Annotated in this window: 15 protein-coding genes; 4 read left to right on the top strand and 11 right to left on the bottom strand. The window is 65.2% G+C overall.

What is annotated here, in order from left to right; translation table 11 throughout:
• The 4 genes from VFW45_06365 to VFW45_06350 all read right to left on the bottom strand — a co-directional run.
• On the bottom strand, positions 1 to 309 hold a 309-nt coding region (locus tag VFW45_06365; GenBank protein HEU5180394.1), incomplete at its 3' end, for a hypothetical protein.
• Positions 310 to 756: 447 nt separating this feature from the next.
• A complete protein-coding gene (locus VFW45_06360; protein HEU5180393.1) occupies positions 757 to 2,421 on the bottom strand; it encodes a fibronectin type III domain-containing protein in 1,665 nt (554 codons plus the stop codon).
• A gap of 838 nt (positions 2,422 to 3,259) precedes the next feature.
• Complete coding sequence (locus VFW45_06355; GenBank protein HEU5180392.1) at positions 3,260 to 3,784, bottom strand: hypothetical protein; 525 nt, start codon at positions 3,782 to 3,784, stop codon at positions 3,260 to 3,262.
• Between the two features lie 127 nt (positions 3,785 to 3,911).
• Positions 3,912 to 4,508: a Fe-Mn family superoxide dismutase gene (locus VFW45_06350; protein ID HEU5180391.1), complete on the bottom strand. Its 597-nt coding sequence runs from the start codon at positions 4,506 to 4,508 to the stop codon at positions 3,912 to 3,914.
• Positions 4,509 to 4,711: 203 nt separating this feature from the next.
• On the opposite strand from VFW45_06350, the gene VFW45_06345 reads away from it, so the two are divergent.
• On the top strand, positions 4,712 to 4,984 hold the full coding sequence (locus VFW45_06345; GenBank protein HEU5180390.1) for a hypothetical protein: 273 nt from the start codon (positions 4,712 to 4,714) through the stop codon (positions 4,982 to 4,984).
• Here the strand turns inward: VFW45_06345 and VFW45_06340 are convergent.
• From VFW45_06340 to VFW45_06325, 4 genes are all read right to left on the bottom strand, one after another.
• Positions 4,981 to 5,553 carry a hypothetical protein gene (locus VFW45_06340; protein HEU5180389.1) on the bottom strand — a complete coding sequence of 191 codons (573 nt, stop codon included), beginning with the start codon at positions 5,551 to 5,553 and terminating at the stop codon, positions 4,981 to 4,983. The two genes, VFW45_06345 and VFW45_06340, sit on opposite strands and share 4 nt — an antisense overlap.
• 525 nt (positions 5,554 to 6,078) lie before the next feature.
• Entirely contained in the window at positions 6,079 to 6,561 is a 483-nt protein-coding gene (locus VFW45_06335) for an AAA-associated domain-containing protein (protein HEU5180388.1), read from the bottom strand.
• Between the two features lie 36 nt (positions 6,562 to 6,597).
• Positions 6,598 to 7,347 (bottom strand): ABC transporter ATP-binding protein, encoded by a 750-nt coding sequence (locus VFW45_06330; GenBank protein HEU5180387.1) that lies wholly within the window; start codon positions 7,345 to 7,347, stop codon positions 6,598 to 6,600.
• A 13-nt stretch (positions 7,348 to 7,360) separates the two neighbouring features.
• The gene (locus VFW45_06325) at positions 7,361 to 9,091 is read right to left on the bottom strand and encodes an ABC transporter permease subunit (GenBank protein HEU5180386.1); all 1,731 of its coding nucleotides are present in this window, start codon (positions 9,089 to 9,091) and stop codon (positions 7,361 to 7,363) included.
• 139 nt (positions 9,092 to 9,230) lie between these two features.
• On the opposite strand from VFW45_06325, the gene VFW45_06320 reads away from it, so the two are divergent.
• From VFW45_06320 to VFW45_06310, 3 genes are all read left to right on the top strand, one after another.
• Entirely contained in the window at positions 9,231 to 10,703 is a 1,473-nt protein-coding gene (locus VFW45_06320) for a hypothetical protein (GenBank protein HEU5180385.1), read from the top strand.
• Complete coding sequence (locus tag VFW45_06315) at positions 10,700 to 12,685, top strand: hypothetical protein (protein HEU5180384.1); 1,986 nt, start codon at positions 10,700 to 10,702, stop codon at positions 12,683 to 12,685. The genes VFW45_06320 and VFW45_06315 overlap by 4 nt, the downstream gene beginning before the upstream one ends.
• A gap of 107 nt (positions 12,686 to 12,792) precedes the next feature.
• A complete protein-coding gene (locus tag VFW45_06310) occupies positions 12,793 to 15,375 on the top strand; it encodes an ATP-binding protein (GenBank protein HEU5180383.1) in 2,583 nt (860 codons plus the stop codon).
• Positions 15,376 to 15,567: 192 nt separating this feature from the next.
• Here the strand turns inward: VFW45_06310 and VFW45_06305 are convergent, their stop codons facing one another.
• The 3 genes from VFW45_06305 to VFW45_06295 all read right to left on the bottom strand — a co-directional run.
• Positions 15,568 to 16,143 carry a TMEM175 family protein gene (locus VFW45_06305; protein HEU5180382.1) on the bottom strand — a complete coding sequence of 192 codons (576 nt, stop codon included), beginning with the start codon at positions 16,141 to 16,143 and terminating at the stop codon, positions 15,568 to 15,570.
• 33 nt (positions 16,144 to 16,176) lie between these two features.
• Entirely contained in the window at positions 16,177 to 16,659 is a 483-nt protein-coding gene (locus VFW45_06300; protein HEU5180381.1) for a cupin domain-containing protein, read from the bottom strand.
• Positions 16,660 to 16,862: 203 nt separating this feature from the next.
• The coding region (locus VFW45_06295; GenBank protein ID HEU5180380.1) for a methyltransferase at positions 16,863 to 17,787 on the bottom strand (925 nt) is incomplete at its 5' end.

The raw sequence follows: 17,787 nt of genomic DNA, 5'->3' as shown, positions 1-17,787 counted from the left end.
TTTGCCGTCCTTGATCTCGGCAGCCAGTCCGAACACCGCCAGTCCCTTGCCGTCCTGCGAGTACTTCTCGTTGAGGGCCTGGATGGCCTTCAGGTCCTGGATCCAGCCGGGATCGCTCAGATCACCCACCGAGATCAACTTCGGCCGCTTGCCGTACTTGCAGACCTGGCAGTAGGGATCGCCCCCGTCGCAGTTTTTCACCAGGAATGCGGCGATCTTCTCTCCGACCGCCAATCCCGACTGGCTCGACGCCACGGCGCCAAGCGTGAGCAGACCCACGACCAGAGCCGCGATCAGGGCACGCTTCATGATTCCTCCTTGATTAGTTGGGGTTGATGAGCGTCGTGCAGGCAGATGACCCGCTCCTGCTGCGGCAGAAGAATACAGGACCGAGGGGAGAATTCAAGGTGGCGCGGCGTTTCTCCGGGCTGACCTCACCAACCGATCCTTGGTGTGGACGGAGAAGTGGACCGCGCCACCAAGTCCAAGACTCCACATTATTATAGGGCCGATTCTCCGCCCACCCCTTTTCCGATCCCTCTCCAAATTGCGGTGTGCACAAGGGTTTCCAGAGATTCCCCCTGACCACTACCTATTGGTGAACAGGGGTTGTGTCAGGGGTATTCCTTGCGCTCATGGAAAGGGGATGCGCATGACGCCCCGGAAAAAATGGCCCAGGGGACTTGACGCCTCCCCAAACGAAAACCCCCGCCGCGACGATCGCGGCGGGGGTGCGGAGGAGGGAGGAGCCGAAACCTAAGGAGTCGTGTCGCCGCGCCGCAGGTTCTGCACGTTCGACGGCGGCGTCGTATCGGCGGGCGCCGCGGTGACGAAGGTGAAGTCGGCGGACCGGGTGATGTTGCCGCCGCGGTCCACGCTGATGACGCGGTAGTGGTAGGTCGTGGCCGAGTTCAAGCCGGTCAGCACGACGCTGTGGCTCAGGAGCAGGCTCGGGTTCAACGTGGTGCTCGAGCCGTACGAGACGCTGGTCCCGAACTCGACCTGGCTGTCGGCCGGCTCGTTCGTGGTCCAGGTGATCGTCGCGCCCGTGGTCGTGAGGCTTCCCGACGCGACCGCGGAGATGACTGCGGGGGTGCTGTCGATGGGCGTCGCGGTCGGCGTGAAAGCGGCATCGTCGGTCAGAATGATGCGGTCGGCGCGCGTCTGCTCGTCGCGGTGGCCGAGCACCAGGCTGTGGTTGCCCGCGGTCAGCGTGTACGAGGCGCCGCGCGTCCAGACCCAGACACCGAGGTTGCCGGCGGTCAGCGCCGTCTTGCTGCTGGCGTCGATGCTCTGCCAGAAGCTGTCGTTGTTGGCGGTGGCGGCGTACATGCGCACCCACAAGGTGTAGGACCCGGAGTTCGCCACCGTCACGTTGTAGGTCGCCTTGCCGGTGGGGCTGCCGTTGGTGTTGGTGCCGGTGCCCGCAGGGGTCCAGATGTAGTTGCCGTTGAAGGCCAGCGGCGTATCGAAGTCGTTCTTGGAGATCATCGGCGCCGTGATCGTCCCCGATTCCGCCTCCAACGTGATGTAGTCGAACGTCCGGGTGGTGAAGGTCTGATCGGGCGTCGAGGTGCCGGTGTTGCCGGCGGCGTCGGTGCTGACGACGTGGTACTCGTAGATGGTGCCGCCGGTCAGGCCCGACAAGGTCACGCTGTGCGACGTCACCAGGCTCGAGTTTACGGTGGTCGAAGTGAAGCTTCCGCCGCCCTGGACGCGATACGCGACCTGGGTCGTGGAAGCCTCGTTCGTCGTCCAGGTGATCGTCGCGCCCGTGGTGGTGACGCCGGAGCTGGCGACGGCGCTGAAGGTCGGCGCCGTCAGGTCCGCCAGGTTGACGGTGAACAGACCGGTGCCGGTGCCGGTCGACAGGTCGCTGTTGCGGAAGACGACATCGCGCGCGCCGGTCGGCGCCGACGCGGCGATCGAGATGTTGATGGTGGCGGAGGTGCAGCTCGCGACGTTGCTGCTGTTGACCGTGATGCCGGTGCCGCTGAAGCTCACCGTCGCCCCGGTCCTGAAGTTCGTCCCGGTCAGGGTCAGGCTGACACCCGATGCGTTCTGCATCGCCGAGTTCGGTGCCACGGCGGTGACGGTCGGTTTCGCCATACCCGATAGCTCATTGGAGAAGGCGGCGCTCAGGTTGCCCGCTTGGTCATAGGCTTTTACCGCGAAATAATAGACGGTGCAGTCGGTCAGCGAGGGGATCGTATAGGTCGTGGCGTTGCCGGCGTCGGCGTTGTTCGGATAGTTCCCCGGGGAAGTGCCCCAATAAACCCTGTATCCCGCCAGATCCGGGTCCGCGACGGGGTCCCAGCTCAGCGTGGCGCTCCCCGCCCATAGTGGTGACACGGCGAAGAACAGGGCCACCAGGACGATGCTTGCCGTCCCGACTGCCATGTTTCTTAGAGAGGGTTTCATTTCGTCTCCACCATGGAAAGCAGACCAGTTCACGTCCCGGGGCGGATATCAGCAAGCGAGGTGCCACCACGCCTACGACGCGAGCCTGAGACGGTAACCATTTGTGTTTCATATAATTAAGGCATTGCGAAGAAAGGCGCTCCGCGCCAGGATTCCAGTGGAGATCCCTACGGGCAATCACGGATACGTTACCGTCGGATTACGTGGACGAACTCGAACATTGACGGAGTAAGAAAGCCGTAGAGATTCCCTGGCCGATCGACGATGTTTTGGAGTAAGCCTACAAAATCGAATTACTCGTAAGAAGCTAGGGCTGGACTTGGGCACCGTTGCAGGCGGCGGCTGAGGAACGGCCGCGCCTGAACGGCCGCCATTTGATCCGGTGCTCACGGGTTCGGGGGTAGGTAAAAGGTGGCCGAACCTGAACGGCCGCTATTTGATCAGGTGCTCAAGGGTTCGGTGGGAAGGTAACAAGGTGGCCGCGCCTGAACTTTGCACGAAGGGCGGGGCCTGTGCGAAGCGCGGGCTCGAAGGTCTGCAGGCCGGCGACGGGCCGGCTGACAAGCTCCGGCCGCCCCTCGATGGTCGCCCGGAGGATCAGGCGGGAGGAATCCGCAGGCCGCATCCGAGAGTGGTTACGAACCAACGGTGCGCCAGGATCGGGGGATTTCTCGCTGGCTACTTTGCGGATAATTCGAAGAGAGATAGGCCGGGGAACGGTTCGCGCGGGACCAACCTATTCCCGTTCCCGCAAGCACCTGATCAAATGGCGGCCGTTCAGGCGCGGCCGCTCTTCAGCCGCCGCCTGCAACGGTGCCCAAGATGGAATCCTCAGTTTTTATGGATTCGCCTTGGTGGGTCCCGTGTCGGAGGGTCCCGCGGCCGCTCCGAACATCCAGCCCGCCATGACCTGCACGTCCTGGATGTCGCCAAAGCCGACGTTCAGCTCCACGAAGAAGGCGTTGTTTCCGCTGAGCGGCCATTCGACGCCGCCAATCGCCTTGGCGCCGACCTCGAAATCGGTGTCGCCGTCTCTGTCGTCCGGATCGAACTTGACGAAGGCGAGCGTCAGTCCGCCGCCCGCGTAAGGAACGATGGGCGCGTTCACCTGGAAGCGGTAATGGACGGGAGCGGTGGCCGAGAGAATGGTGTAGTCGTCCCCGAAACCCAGCTCGACGTTGGGCTGGAACCTGAGATGCGGCGCGAATTCCCCAAGGTTGAAGTGGACGCCGCCGATGATCTGATCGGGATCGCTCGAGACTCCGACGCGTGGGCCGATGCCGTAGTAGCCTATGTCCTGAGAGAAGGCGGGAACCGCGAGCCCACACAACGCGAGACCGATTAGGTATCGGCGAAACCTCATGTGTCCCTCCCTGATGGCCGCAAGTTAATCGGGCGCGGTACTTTAGCCCATGGGTCCGACGTGGTCAACGCGACGGAAAAAAAAGGGCGGCCCGCGCAGCGGGCCGCCCCAAACCCCATCCGGAGAATCAGATCTTCAGCGCGTCGTAGTTTTTCTGGACGGCATCCCAATCCAGGTTCTTGAGGAAGGCATCGATATAGGCGCCGCGGTTGACGGCATAGTCGATGAAGTAGGCGTGCTCGTACGTGTCCAGCGCCAGGATCGGCGTGGCGTTCCACACCGGGAAGGTGTTCTGGGCGTCCCCGATGTAGTTGAAGAAGCGCTTCCAGTCGCGATCGAAGGCGAGCCAGACCCAGCCGCGGGCGGCGATGCCGCTCGCCTTCAGGTCGGCGGCCCACTGGTCGAAGGAACCGAAGTCCCGCTCGATCGCCTGCGCGACCTTGCCGGTGGGCGCGCCGCCCTTGCCGCCGAGGTGATCGAAGTAGATCTCATGGTTCTTGACGCCGCCGATCGCGAAGGTCAGGTCCACCTTGAGGGCCCGCAGATCGCTGTAAACCTGGTTCGCTCCCTTGAGGTCCACCGAGCCCAGCTTCTCCATGATTTCGTTCGTCTTGTTCACGTACCCCGTGTAGAGCTTGTGGTGCTCTTCCATCGTCTTCTTCGAAATCCCGTCCATCGTCAGGCTGGACGGCTTCAAAGCCTTTGCGGTCAGCTTCTCCCACATTGGATCCACTCCCATGAGCAAGGCCGGAGGGACTGCCCGGACCGTTATTGAGATCGCTGGAAAGATCTTTCGCTGTGGCGTTAGCGGCGTGAAACTATAGCATACGGAGGTTTGGGGGGACATTCCGCGCGTCCGGCCGCGCGCCGCCGATTTTTCCGTCGAGTTCATTGACGCTGGCAGGCAAGTTTGAGTAGTCTTTGGGCATGGACGAGCGCGAGTTCTACAATGAGAAGACCGAATCCAAGCCGGCGGAGCTGCACTGCCCCTTCTGCCGGCGCGCCTTCACCTACCAGATACGCTGGGTCGTGCGGACCAAGAAGCCGTCCCTCCCCCCCCGGGCCGGCTCCGACGATCGCGCCAAGTTCGCCAAGGCGCGCTCCTACATGGTGCGCGCCGACGACACGGTGAACTGCCAGGAGCCGCGCTGCCGCAAGCGCTTCGAAGTGACCACCCTGCAGTCGGTGGTGTTGCTCTAAGTCGGTCCCTTTCGCGCCGCTCCTGACCCAAACGCCGATCGCACCCCCGTGCTGCGCACAAAGCGAATCACCCCGAGGCACACCACCACCTGCAGGATGCTCAACGCCGTGGAGACGGCCGGATGGGACGCCCACGAGGTCGGCTCCTGCGGGGAATCGCTTTTCCACAGCAAGGCCAGCGTCGCAACTTGCAGGATCACGGTCCCAACGAGGACCGCCCAGGCGAGCAGTTCCATCGCGGGACGGGCCGCCGGCCGGAGTCGGGCGAACTGGACCCCGATGACGAGGCTCGCCAGTCCGAGGATGGCGATAATGGCCGCCGCCGCGCCGAAGTGATCCAGGAGCGCGGCGGAAAGGGGATCCATCCCCTGTCGCGCCTGCGCGAAGATGTCGGACCCCTGCTGCGCCACCGCGCGCGCCAGAACCCCGACCATCCCGAAGGCGGCGCCGCTGAGAATCAGAACGATGCCGCCGCCCGCGCACAGCCAGCCCGTCAGGGCGATGCCCGGCAGCTTGTCGCGGGAGCCCGCCGGCACGGCCGCAAGCCCGCTGCCCGTCGTCTCGCTCATCGCGGCCTCCTCAACCAAGCTCCATGCGGGAGAAGCGTACCAGTCCCCGCACCGCGAACAAGGTGCCGAAGCCCAGGCAAAGCCGGGCAGGCACCGACCCGCAAGGCGCGGCCGCTGGCCCCTCAGTATGGGAAATCGACGAAAAAATCAACCGGCTGCCGGAAAGAACGTGTCGAGGCACGGGAAAGTTTTTGTTGACTTCGCCCAATTGCGGGCGTATAGAAATGGGTAGACATCGAGCTTGGCGTTCGCCGCGCAGCGGAGGCAGAAAGTCTCCGGCGGACGTGGCGGTTGTGTGACGAATGGCGCAAAATGTGCCACTCGATGTCGGCAGAGTGTAAGTGTAAAGCGGAGTGTGAGCGGTAAGACAAGCACCGCAAAAAAGATGAAGAGGCCCGTCCTTCCTGGACTTGGGCCTTGTGACCCCGGGACTCTTGCCCCGGGATAAAGAGGGCGGCCGGCCACGGTCGCCTTCTTCTTTTTTGGTCCTCTTTCCTTGCATCGCGCCGGGCTGGCCCGCCGCTGTCATTCTTCCGAGTCGAGATAAAAGGCGTCGTCGTCACGGTTGTACCCAAACAGCTCGGTGTAGCGTCCCCAGTTCACCAGGGTCCTGAACACCGACAGAGGCTTCTCCTGCGGCAGGATCCGCCCCGCCTCCCCCACGACCTCCTCCCGGCTCGCTTTGCGCTCTTCCTGTCCCTTCAGGAAGCCGATGAAGTGCGCGAACAGAGAATGTCCCTTCACCTGCTTCTTGAGCAGGCTCTTCTTGGTGTTCACGTCCGATTCGATAATCTGCTTCCCCAGCGGCTGCAGCACCACGTCGCCTCCCGGTGTGTCCACCAGCCCCAGGATCTCCGCCGCCTTGATGACGCCCAGCAGGTCCCCGAACTCGTAGGAAAGGTCTCGCGCCAGGCGGTAGATGTCCTCCCGCCCTCCATGGTCGTCGAGGACCTCCAGAAGACCCAGGATCCGGGTCATGCCTACTTCGGGCACCGGCAGAACGTCCATTCTGATTGTCCTTTCCTCCGCCCCGGCGCTTTGCCGTCAGGCGATGAGAGAGAAGATCTCGTCCACGACGTGGCCGAACTCCTCCGATTTCTTGCTCCGGGGCCGCTGCAGCGGGACCGTGAGGTCCTTGAGGATGCGCGCCGGACGGTTCGACAGGACGATGACGCGGTCCGCCAGCTCCACCGCCTCCTCGATGATGTGCGTAACCAGGAGAATCGTGCGCAGCGGGATCTCCTTGTCCCGCCAGATGTCGAGCAGCTCCTCGCGCAGCGCCACCGAGGTCAACGCGTCGAGCGCCGAGAAGGGCTCGTCCATCAGCAGCAGCTCCGGCTCCACCGCCACGGCCCGCGCCAGCCCGACGCGCTGCTTCATCCCTCCCGACAGCTCGCGAGGATAGGCTTCCTCGTAGCCGTCCAGCCCTACCTTGTCGATGAAGAAGCCGGCCTTCTTCGCCCGCTGCTCGGCGTCCATGCCGCGCGCCTCGAGCCCCAGCTCGACGTTCTCGCGCACCGTCAGCCAGGGGAGCAGCGCGAACGACTGGAACACCATGGCGCACCCCAGGTTCACCCCGGCCAGCGGCTCGCCGCGATACAGCACCCGTCCGCTGCTCGCGGCAATCAGCCCGTTGATGATGCGCAGCAGCGTCGTCTTGCCACAGCCCGAGGGACCGACGATCGCCACGAACTCGTCGGTCTGAATGGAGAGATCGATCCCGTCGAGGACGGTGATTGTCCCCTGCGGCTGCGGGTAGGTCTTGCGAATCTGCTCGAGGCGGATGAGATCCAAGGATGATGATCCTTCAGGCATCGATCTTATAACGGTCGGCCGCCAGCACGTAAAGCCGGTGCCAGACGAGCCGGTTCAGGAGAACAATCGTCCCGACCAGGGCAATCAGCGTCAGCAGCACCATCTTCTTGTCGCCGGAGACGTAGGTGGCGTTGTCCAGGATCGAGCCGATCCCCGGAACCGAGTAGACCTTCTCCTTGTAGATCACGTATTCGGAGACAATGAGCGAGTTCCAGCCGCCTCCCCACGCCGTCAGGCTGCCGGTGATGAGCGACGGGAGAACGGCCGGCAGATCCACCCGGCGCCAGGTCATCCAGCGCGACAAACCCAGCGATCGCGCCGCCTCGCGAAGCTCCGCCGGAATGGCGCGAACTCCCGCAATCAGGTTGAACAGCAGGTACCACTGCATTCCGGTCAACGCCAGCAGGACCGACGCCAGGTTCATCCCGCCGGCGGTCCGGATGACGAAGACGATGATGAGTGGAAAGAGCGCCGTGGCCGGGAGCGAGGCGCCGATTTCCGCGAGCGGCGTCACCACGCGCGACACACGCGGGCTGTCTCCCACCCAGAGTGCCATCGGCAGCGTCCAGGCGACCGACAGCACGTAGGCGACCGACAGCCGCAGGAACGAGTAGAGCAAATACAGGGGAATGCTGCGGGCCTCCTCGGGCCACGGCAGGGCCAGCCCGTGCGCCAGCGCCAGCAGCGCACGCGCCGTCAGCGCGACTCCCAGCAGGATCGCCAGGCCGATCAGCGAGCGCCGCGTCACTGTCACGGACCGACGCCCCAGGAGCCGGCGCGCCAAGGCTGCGGACCGGGAGCGCGCCCAGCGCGTGCCGGCACGCGCTTTTCTGCCCGCGGCCAGCAGCGACGGCCGGATCATCCTGCGCATCCAGCGCGCCACGGCCGCGCCGCCCACGAACACCAGCGGCAGCCGCGTCTCGGTCTGCGCCGCTTCCGCCGCGAACTCGTAGCGGAACTTTCCCGCCCAGGCGGAAAGCGGCCCCCACAGCAGCAGGTCCATGGCCAGCACGATCCCCGTCAGGACGGCCAGCCCCATGAAGGTCCCCCCTAAGTCTCCCTCCTCCGTAGTGCGTATCAAATAGGACCCGAGCCCCGGAAGGCGGTAGCGCGCCGGGCCCAGGGCGATGATCTCGCAGGCGATCAGGAAGTACCAGCCGTTGGCCCAGGAGAGAATGCTGTTGTAGACGAGCTTCGGCACCGCCGAAGGGAGCAGGAGCCGTCGGAAGGTCTTCCAGGGGCCGCATCCGAACGAGGTCACCACTTCGCGCGCGTCGGCGGGAATCGTGGTGATCCCCTCGTAGACGCCGAAGGCCATGTTCCAGGCCTGGCAGGTGAAGATCAGGAAGATGGCCGCCAGCTCGACCCCCACGCGCGACCCATGGAACATGCCCACGAAGAAGAAGACGGCGGCCGGGAAGAACCCCAGCACCGGCACCGACTGCATGATGTCGAGAAAAGGAAGGATGAAGCGCTCCTGGGAAGGACCGGCGGTCGCGAGCGTGCCGCAGGCGACCGCGAAGAAGAGCGACAGGGCGTAGGCGGCGAGCATGCGGAGGAAGGAGGCGGCGGCGTAGCCGGCCAGATGCAGGAAGTCGGTACCGATCGCCTCCGGGACGAGGCGCACCGTCCCCATCTCGTAGAAGAAGGCGGCCAGGGTGACCACCCCTACGAAGAGGAGGAAGTAGATGATCTTGCGGCGTCTTTCTTCCCAGGTCGCCATGCGCTCCGCCGGTGAGGGCGCGCCGGGAGACGCGCGTTGAGGCGGCAAATCCGGCGGATTCTAGCACGCCGCTCCGGCCGCTCTGGGAAAGAGACTCAGCCGGTGGATCGCGGCGCGTCCTTGTGCCAGATTATCCCGGATGAAGAGCGACCGCTGGCTCTGGGTCATCATCGTGCTGGGCTCTGCCGTGCGTCTCTTCGGGCTGGGCGAGCGCAGCCTTTCCTACGATGAATGCCAGCAGTTCTGGGCCTCCCAGGGCAACGCCCTCGTCGCCAACCGCGAGATCACCCTCGATCCGCCGGGCTTTGCCGTCCTTTTGCATCTGCATTCCCTCGCGGCGCGCGGGGAGACCTGGCTGCGCCTGCTCCCTTGCCTGATCGGGATCGCCGCAATCCCGGCCGTTTACCTGTTGGCCCGCCGCGCCACCGGCGATCTCGCCACCTCGCGCGCCGCAGCCTTTTTCTTCGCACTCGCTCCTTACCCGATCCGCTATGCCCAATCGCTGCGGGTCTACAGCCTGACGCTCCTGTTCGGCGCGCTTCTGCCGGCAGTCTGGCTGGCCATGATGAGCCCCCCCGGCGGCGTCTCGGAGCGCGACCGGCCTTCGGGAGACAAGACCCGCACGGCTTCATTCATGCTCCTGGGGCTGACGGCGTTCGGGGGCATGCTGGCGATGTACGGGATGCTCTGGCTCTGCCTGGCGATCCTGGCGGCCACCTGGCTCCCCGGCGTCACCCCCGATTCGACGGTGCGCCGGCGGACCAGCATCGCGCTGCTGGCCGGGATGGCGGCGGCGGCGCCGGCTTACGCATTTTCAATCCCGGGCCAGATGGCGCGCGGCACGCCGGCCAGCTTTTACGAGGACAAGTTCCTGCCGCGTGACGGCCTTCTTCCGGCGCTGCGCTTCTTCGCCGGAGGAATCCTCGATCTGTCCGGCTACTTCTCTTTCATCCTGCCGATCGCCGGCGCGCTGTTCGGTGCTTTGGCCGTGATCGGTATGGTGAATCTGTGGCGCCGGAGCGAGGGGCGCGCCGCCACGACGGCCTTTCTGCTTGGCGTGAGCGCCGCGGCCGCCGGTTCGGCGCTGTGGCTGTACCCCTTCGGCGCCACCCGCCAGATGCTCTATGCGGCGCCCCTCTTCTATGTCCTGTCGGCGTCCGGGATAATGGCGCTGCGGGGCATGGCGCGCGGTGCCCTGTCGGCGGCACTGCTGATCGCGATTGCCACCGGCAGCGCGATCTTCCTGGAGCGTTACCACGCCGAGCCGGGAGGTCAGGAGATGCGCCCGGTGATGGCCTACCTGGAGCATCATGTCGAGCCCGGTGATCGGATCCTGGTGAACAAGGACGCCATCCCGCAGTTCCGCTACTACTACCACGGAAGCTCCGAGACGGCGGTATTGGGCCGGGAGACGGTGATCCGGGATTTCACCGCCGAGGCGGCGCAGCTGATGCGCGCCGCTCCCCAGGCACGCTGGTGGCTCCTCTTCTCGCACGGCTGGACCGATGAGCGGCGTTCCCATCTGCGCGATCTCGAGCCCGGCTACCGCCTGGCCGATACCTTCGAAGCGCATCGGGCCGCAACCTATCTCTTCGTGCCGACCACGCCGTGACTCTCCCGGAGGGGCGGCATCGCTCGCTGGCCTGGTTGGGCGCGGCGCTCGTGCTGTGCCTCTCGCCGCATTGGGCCCCGGCGCTATTCGGCGCGCTCCCCCTGGTGCTCTACTTCCCCGGCCGCGCGCTGGCCATTCATCTGGAGCCCGACCGTCCCGGCGCGGCCCTGCGCCGCACCACGCTGGCTTGCGGGCTGTCCCTGGCAATCACGCCGGTGGCGCTGCGGCTCGCCGGTCTCCTGTTCCCCTTCGGCAAGGCGATGGTCCTGGGAGTCCTGGGAGGCTTCTCCCTGATCTTGATCCTCGCTTCCCTGCGGCGTGATCGGCGGCATGTGCCTCGCTCCGCGGCCGTCCCGGCCGGCTGGGGCGTCGCGACTTTTCTTATCCTCACCGCCGCCCTGCTGGCTCCGACCCTCTGGATCGGGACTCAGCCCACCGGGGGCGAGACGCGCACCAAGGGATGGGATCTGCACAACCACCAGTCGGTTTCCGAGGCGATCGTCTACGGAGGCCTTCCTCCGACGAATCCTTTCATCAAGTCATCCTCCCCCTTTTACTACCACACCTATTTCCACCTTGTGGATGCCGGCGTGCAGGCGCTCTGCGGCGCCCGCGCCCCTGCTTACCTCATCACGGCGCTGCTGACGCTCGCGGCCGCGCTACTCTTCCTGGCGGTCTTCTATTTCGTCCTCGCTGAACTGTCCGGCAGGCCCCGGGGGGCGCTGTGGGCCCTGCTCCCCGTCAGCCTGGCAGGAGGTTACGATCTGCTCCCGACCCTGGTCCGCATCTTCAATTCGGGCGAGGTCGCGGACTGGAACGAGATGGTCGCCCGCCGCTGGAACGTGGATGCATGGATCTCGCACCAGAAGATCTTCATTCCGGGCCTGTTCGCGCAGTTCTACTGGGCGCCGCACGCCGTCTCCGCGGTGACGGTCTTCCTGCTCGCTCTCTACTTCCTCGAGACCGACGGCGTGGGAGAGCGTGCTTACGCCGGCGCGGGAATTTGTCTCGCCGCCATGGCGGGCTTCAACGGCTATGTGGCGCTGGGAGGGGTGGTCACGCTGGCGCTGCTGCGAGGCCCCGCTTTTCTGGAGTGGGGACTGGGGCGTCATGACCGCGCCCCGGCAATACGACGCAGCCTCCTGGCGGGAATCACCGCCCTGGCACTCGCCGCGCCGGTCGTCAATCTCTACTTCGGTGCGCGCAGCGATGTCGAAAAGTTCCGCTTCGCCGGTGCAGGCCCCCTGCTCCCGGCACAGCTGATGATCGACTTCGGACCGGCCTTGATCCTGGGCCTGGCAGGGGCCCTGATCGCCCGGCGGCATCCAGAGCTGCGCAGGGGTTTGCTCCCCTTTCTGCTGATGGGCGGCCCCGCCCTGGTGATGATTTGCCTCGTCGCCTCGACCGGTGAGAACAACGACCTGTCGATGCGCAATTCGATGTTCGTCTGGATCGCCCTGGCCGCTCTCTCGGGACTGAGCCTCGAGGCGGCCTGGAAATCGAGGCTCGGTCGGCGCGCCGCTTTGCTGGTGCTCCTGCCGGGGCTGCTCGGCACGCTCTGGTTCTCTTTCGGCGCTTCATGGGACAAGCCGGTGCTCGATGCCGACGAAGTTGCGGCCGGAAGGTGGGTCCGCTCTCATCTTCCCCGGGGGGTGACGGTTCAGGCTTCTCCGCTGCGCAACTCCCCCGAGCTGGTCTATCTCAGCGGCCACCCCGCGATCCTCTCCGATTCCTGGGCGGCGCGCCTCTTTTACTCGAATCCCGCCGACTTCGACCGGAACCTGAAGGAGCTGCTGGCCATCTTCTCCTCGGAGGATCCCGCCCTCTCCTGTCCCGGGCTCGCGCACCTGGGAGTGGGAGCACTGGTGGTGGGTCCTCCGGAAACCGGAGACTTCCCGATTCTCGCGCGGCCGCTCCCCTGGAGCTGCCTCGAGCCCGCCTTCGAGCATGGAGAGTACCGGGTTTTCCGCGTTCTCCACTGAAAACGTCAATGCCTTGACAAAGTTGGGCGCCTTGCGCACCCCGGGGCGAACCTTATATTTGGGGTGTCCTTCCGAAAGAGGGGGGAAGGACTGCGCCCAGGGAGCCCATGGCGATTCTTTCCGAGATCCTTGGATTCTCCACAGAAAAGCTGAGCCGTCTCGACGTCCCCCCGAAGCGTCTCGTCCTCATGCTGCGGTGGACCCTGTTCAGCACGCTCATCGGCTTCGCTTTCGCGCGCCAGATCGAGCTCGTCGACACGCTCTACGTGAACCTGGCGCTCGGTATCTTCCTGGCCTGCAACGTGGCGGTGACGCTGCTGCCGGAATCGGCGCTGCGCGCCTCGCCTTTCGAGTTCTCGCTGGGCCTGCTCGACACCGCCATCGTTTCCTACCTGGTGTTCCAGGCCGACGTCACCGGCATCCTCTGCCTGTTCTTCTTCATCATGCTGGTGGGCATCGCCGCTTCCACCCGCATGATGCAGGTGGTCCTCGGCTCGGTGGCGCTCAGCCTCATCTACCTGGTGCTCTGCTCCTTCCGCGCGGACGGACCGGAGATCCTCTCGGCCGGGCACCTGATGGTCCTTCCGCTGTTCTTCGCCACGGCGGTCTACTTCGGATTCCAGGTGCTGCAGATTCGCCGCCGGCGCGACGAGGTGCAGGGCATCTACCGCGAGCGGCAGGAGCTGAAGTACGTGCTGGGAATCCTGGAGTCGATCACCAGCTCGCTCGACTTCCACACGGTGATGTTCCAGATCGCCGGCCGCATCGCCGAGGTGGTCGACGCCATCCGCTGCTCGATCCTGCTGGTGGAAGGCGAGGAGTTCGAGCGCGCCTTCGTCGTGGCCGCCAACGACGACCAGAAGATCAAGATGCTGCCGGTGGACCTGGCGAAATACCCGGAGGTGGTCGCCGCCATCCGCCAGAAGAAGCCGATCATCATCGAGGACGTGGAGAAGAGCGACCTGCTGCGTCCCGTCGTGGTGGACCTGCTGAAGCTCAACTTCCATTCGCTGATGGTGCTGCCGATCCTCTACCAGGAGACGGTCCTCGGCACCCTGTTCCTGCGCGCCTCGCGCAAGCGCAGCTTCACGCAGGACGAGATGAAGTTCTGCCGCGTCGTGGCGCACGCCGCGGCGAGCGCCATCAAGAACTCGATGCTCTACCAGAAGCTGGGGGAGCACGCCCGCGAGCTGGAGCAGACCTCCGACCGGATCCGGGTGCTGTTCGACCATTCGCCCGACCTGATTTTCCTGGTGGGATCCGATGGGGTCGTGCGGGAAGGCAATCGCATCGTCGAGCGCCTCTCGGGGATGGCGCGCTCCGAAATCCTGCACGAGCCGGTGAGCCGGATTCTGCAGGGCCTGCCTGCTCTCGAATCGCTGCACCGCCGCGCGGTCGAATCGAAGGGGCCGATTCACGCCCCGGGCCGGCTGATCACGCGCAGCGGCTTCCGGGATCTCAGCGTGACCGTGGCGCCCCTGGCAGAGCCTCCCGGGTCCCTCATCCTGATCGGCCGCGACGTGACCGAGCAGAATCAGGCCACCGCGCTGCTGCAGCAGAAGGAAAAGCTCTCCAGCATCGGCGAGATCGTGGCGGGAGTGGCTCACGAGCTGAACAACCCGCTCTCCGGCGTCCTGGGCTTCTCACAGCTGCTGGCCCAGAAGGACGAGAACGGCCGCTTCCAGCGCGACATCGAGCGGATCGTCGATTGCGCCGGGCGCTGCCAGAAGATCGTCCAGAACCTCCTCAGCTTCGCCCGACCGGGCTCACCGGAGCGCAAGCCGGTGGGGCTCAACGGCATTCTGGAAAAGACGCTCGACCTGCTGGAGCCTTCGCTGCGCGCCGACAACATCGAGATCGTCAAGGAGATCACGCCGGATTTGCCTTACGTCCTGGCCGATTTCCACCAGGTGCAGCAGGTGCTGACCAACCTGATCAACAACGCGCAGCAGGCGATGGGCACCGAGCGGGGACGGGGCAGGCTGACGCTGCGCACGCAGCTGCGGCGGGACGGCCGCGTCGCCTTGGCGGTGAGCGACAACGGACCGGGGATACCGGCCGAGGTGCTGCCGCGCATCTTCGATCCTTTCTTCTCTACCAAAAAGCAGGGACGCGGCACCGGGCTGGGCCTGAGCGTCTCCTTCGGCATCGTGCGCGACCATGGCGGGGAGATCCTGGTGGAAACCCAGGTGGGCGCGGGCACGACCTTCCTCGTCGTCTTCGACCCTTACGTCGCGGAGCCGAAGGCCTCGGAGAGGCCGCACCCCGCCAGCCCGCAGGTGCCCGGCGGCCGCGAGATTCTGGTGGTGGACGACGAGGAGATGATCGTGGAGCTCTACCTGCAGCTGCTGCAGGCCCTGGGACACTCCATCGACACGGCGTCGACCGGCGTGGAAGCACTGCGGAAGATCGAGTCGAGAAACTACGACCTGGTCATCACCGACATCAAGATGCCGCGCATGTCGGGGATCCAGCTCTACGAGAAGGTGGTGGAGATCAAGCCCGACATGAAGCGCCGCTTCATCTTCATCACCGGGGATATGAACTCGCTGACCAGCCAGCAGTTCTCCACGGTGACCGACAACCCCTGCCTGCTCAAGCCGGTGAACATCGAGAAGATCGAGGCGACCATCCGCGAGGTGCTGGGCTCCGATGCCCCCGCCGGAGAAATCCCCTTCTCCCGCAACTAATACCCACTGCAACGCCCCGTCGGATGGTCCCAGGTGCCCAGCTTGTGCATCAGCTCCGCCTGGCTCTCCCGAGAAACTCCTTGACGCTCGCGTCGTTCTGCTTCGTCTTCAGCTCGGCCACCATTCTCTCCTTCTCCGGTTGGGAACGCCTCGGTCGTCTGGAACGGATGCTCTTCCCGTGGGAGGCTGTCTTCAGTGATGCGCGTGCGATTCGATCCGGCGATCGGGGACGAGCCAGATCATCGCCACCGTGACGTAGATCGCGATCGAGATCCAGGGATTCAGGAAGGCCAGGGGGATCGCCGCCACGTACAAGACGATGGAGACCTTTCCCTTGGCGTCGCCCCCGACCGCCTGCCGGAGGCTCGATTCCGGCCCATGCTCACGGACGATGGCTCCCTGCAGGATCGTATAGGCCACGGCGGCGAACAGCAGGATGACGCCATACAGCGCCGCGGGAAAAGAAGCGACGCGGTTCTCTCCCAGCCATCCGGTGGCGAAGGGAATCAGCGACAGCCAGAACAGCAGGTGGAGGTTCGCCCACAGGATCTTCCCGTTGATGCGCTCCGCCGTGTGCAGCATGTGATGATGGTTGTTCCAGTAGATGCCCAGGAAGATGAAGCTCAGCACGTAAGCCAGAAAGGTCCGCACGACCGGCCGCAGCGACTCAACGTCGGTGCCGTGCGGCACCTTGAGCTCCAGGACCATGATGGTGATCAGGATGGCGACGACGCCGTCGCTGAAGGCTTCGAGCCGCGTCTTGGTCATGCCGCGTCGCGCGCCGGGGCAGGCGCTCCCACGCTACCTGCCCGCCTTGAAATACTCTTCCATCTTCTTCGCCACGTCGACGGCGTCCTTCGACCGGAAGCTCTTGCCGATCGCCTCCACGAAAACGGTCCCGTCCTCCGGGTACTCGCAAACCTCGTAGGAGACGCGATTGCCCGTGGCCAGATACTCGAGCGGCTCGGTCCCCGGGTTGGTGAAGGTGTGGGGGGTCGGATCGCCCGCGGGATAGAGGATGAAGTCCCCCTGGCGGACGGGCACTTCGCGATCTCCGTGCCGCAACGTCCCGCTCCCCTTGAGGATCAGGAACATCTCCTCCTGGAGGAGATGGCGGTGCAGCCGGGTCGCCTGCTTGCCGGGCGCGAGGCGATAGAGGCGCAGCCCACACAGGTGTGATTCCAGCTTGCGCGCCGGATCGCGGATCTCGACGTTCATTCCCGGTCCCGCGGACCATTCCGTCCAGGGAAGATCTCCGACATTGACAATGCGCGGCTCGCTCATGGGTTCTCCCGCTTTCTGCCCCGGGCGACCGACGCCCGGCGCCGGAACAATGCTCATCGTTGCGTATGAGGATTACAGAGGCCGTCGAGCTGCCCGGATCGCAAGGCGCCGCGGCCTATGGCCGCTCCACGACGAAGCGCCGCGCACCCCTGCCGTAGGCAAGCGAGACGCAACCCGGCGAAGCGGGATGGAACGACGACGACCTAGGCCGCCACCCCCTCCACGATGCTGAGATCGCAGGAGGTCGGGATGACGCGGGTGAGCTGGAGCCCGGCGCGCCGGAAGAGGCTCTCGAACTCCCCGCGCGTGCGCTCCTGCCCCCCGGGGCCGAGCATCATATTAATATCGAGGATCTTTCCCCAGTAGTTGGCGGGGGCAATCACGTTGTCCACCACCAGGACCCGGCCTCCGGCCGCCATCGCGTCGCGGCAGTTCCCCAGGATGCGCAGGCTCTTCTCGTCGTCCCAGTCATGGATGATGTACTTCATGATGTAGCCGTCGGCCCCCTCAGGCACCGTCTCGAAGAAGCTGCCGCCCATCACTTCGCAGCGATCGCGCACGTCGGGGGCGGTCACGAAGCCGCTCCGGGCGGCCCCCGCGACCACCTGCGGCTGATCGTAGAGGATCCCCTTCAGCTTCTTGTGGCGGCGCAGGATCGTGGCCAGCATGTGGCCATGCGCTCCGCCGATGTCGACCAGGAGCTTGAGCCGGCCGAACGGGTAGGCCGCCGCCACCGCCGGGTTCTCCGTCCCGGAGATGCCAGCCATCGCCGCCATGAAAGTGCGCTCTTTCTCGGGACGCGCCTGGAGATAGGCGAAGCTCGGCACGCCGTGCACCTTCTCGAACGCATTGCCGCCCGTCTCCAGCGCGTATTCCAGCTCTCCCCAGACCTTCCAGTGGTAGTCATCGGCGATCATCAGGACGAAATCGCGCATGGAGCCCGGATGGTCCTTGCACAGCGTCTGGGCCAGCGGATTGAGTCGGTAGCGTCCGTCGGGAGTCTCCGAGAAGACCCCGACGCTGGCCAGGGCCCGGAGCACGCGCTTCAGGAAAACGGGATGCGCCCCCACCTTCTTAGCGATGGCTTCGGCCTTGAGGGGCCCATTGGCCAGAACATCCGCCACTTCC

Source organism: Candidatus Polarisedimenticolia bacterium (assembly GCA_035764505.1).
Taxonomy (GTDB): Bacteria; Acidobacteriota; Polarisedimenticolia; order Gp22-AA2; family AA152; genus AA152.
Note: the sequence above shows the minus strand (reverse complement) of the source record. Positions and strands in the feature narration are given on the sequence as shown.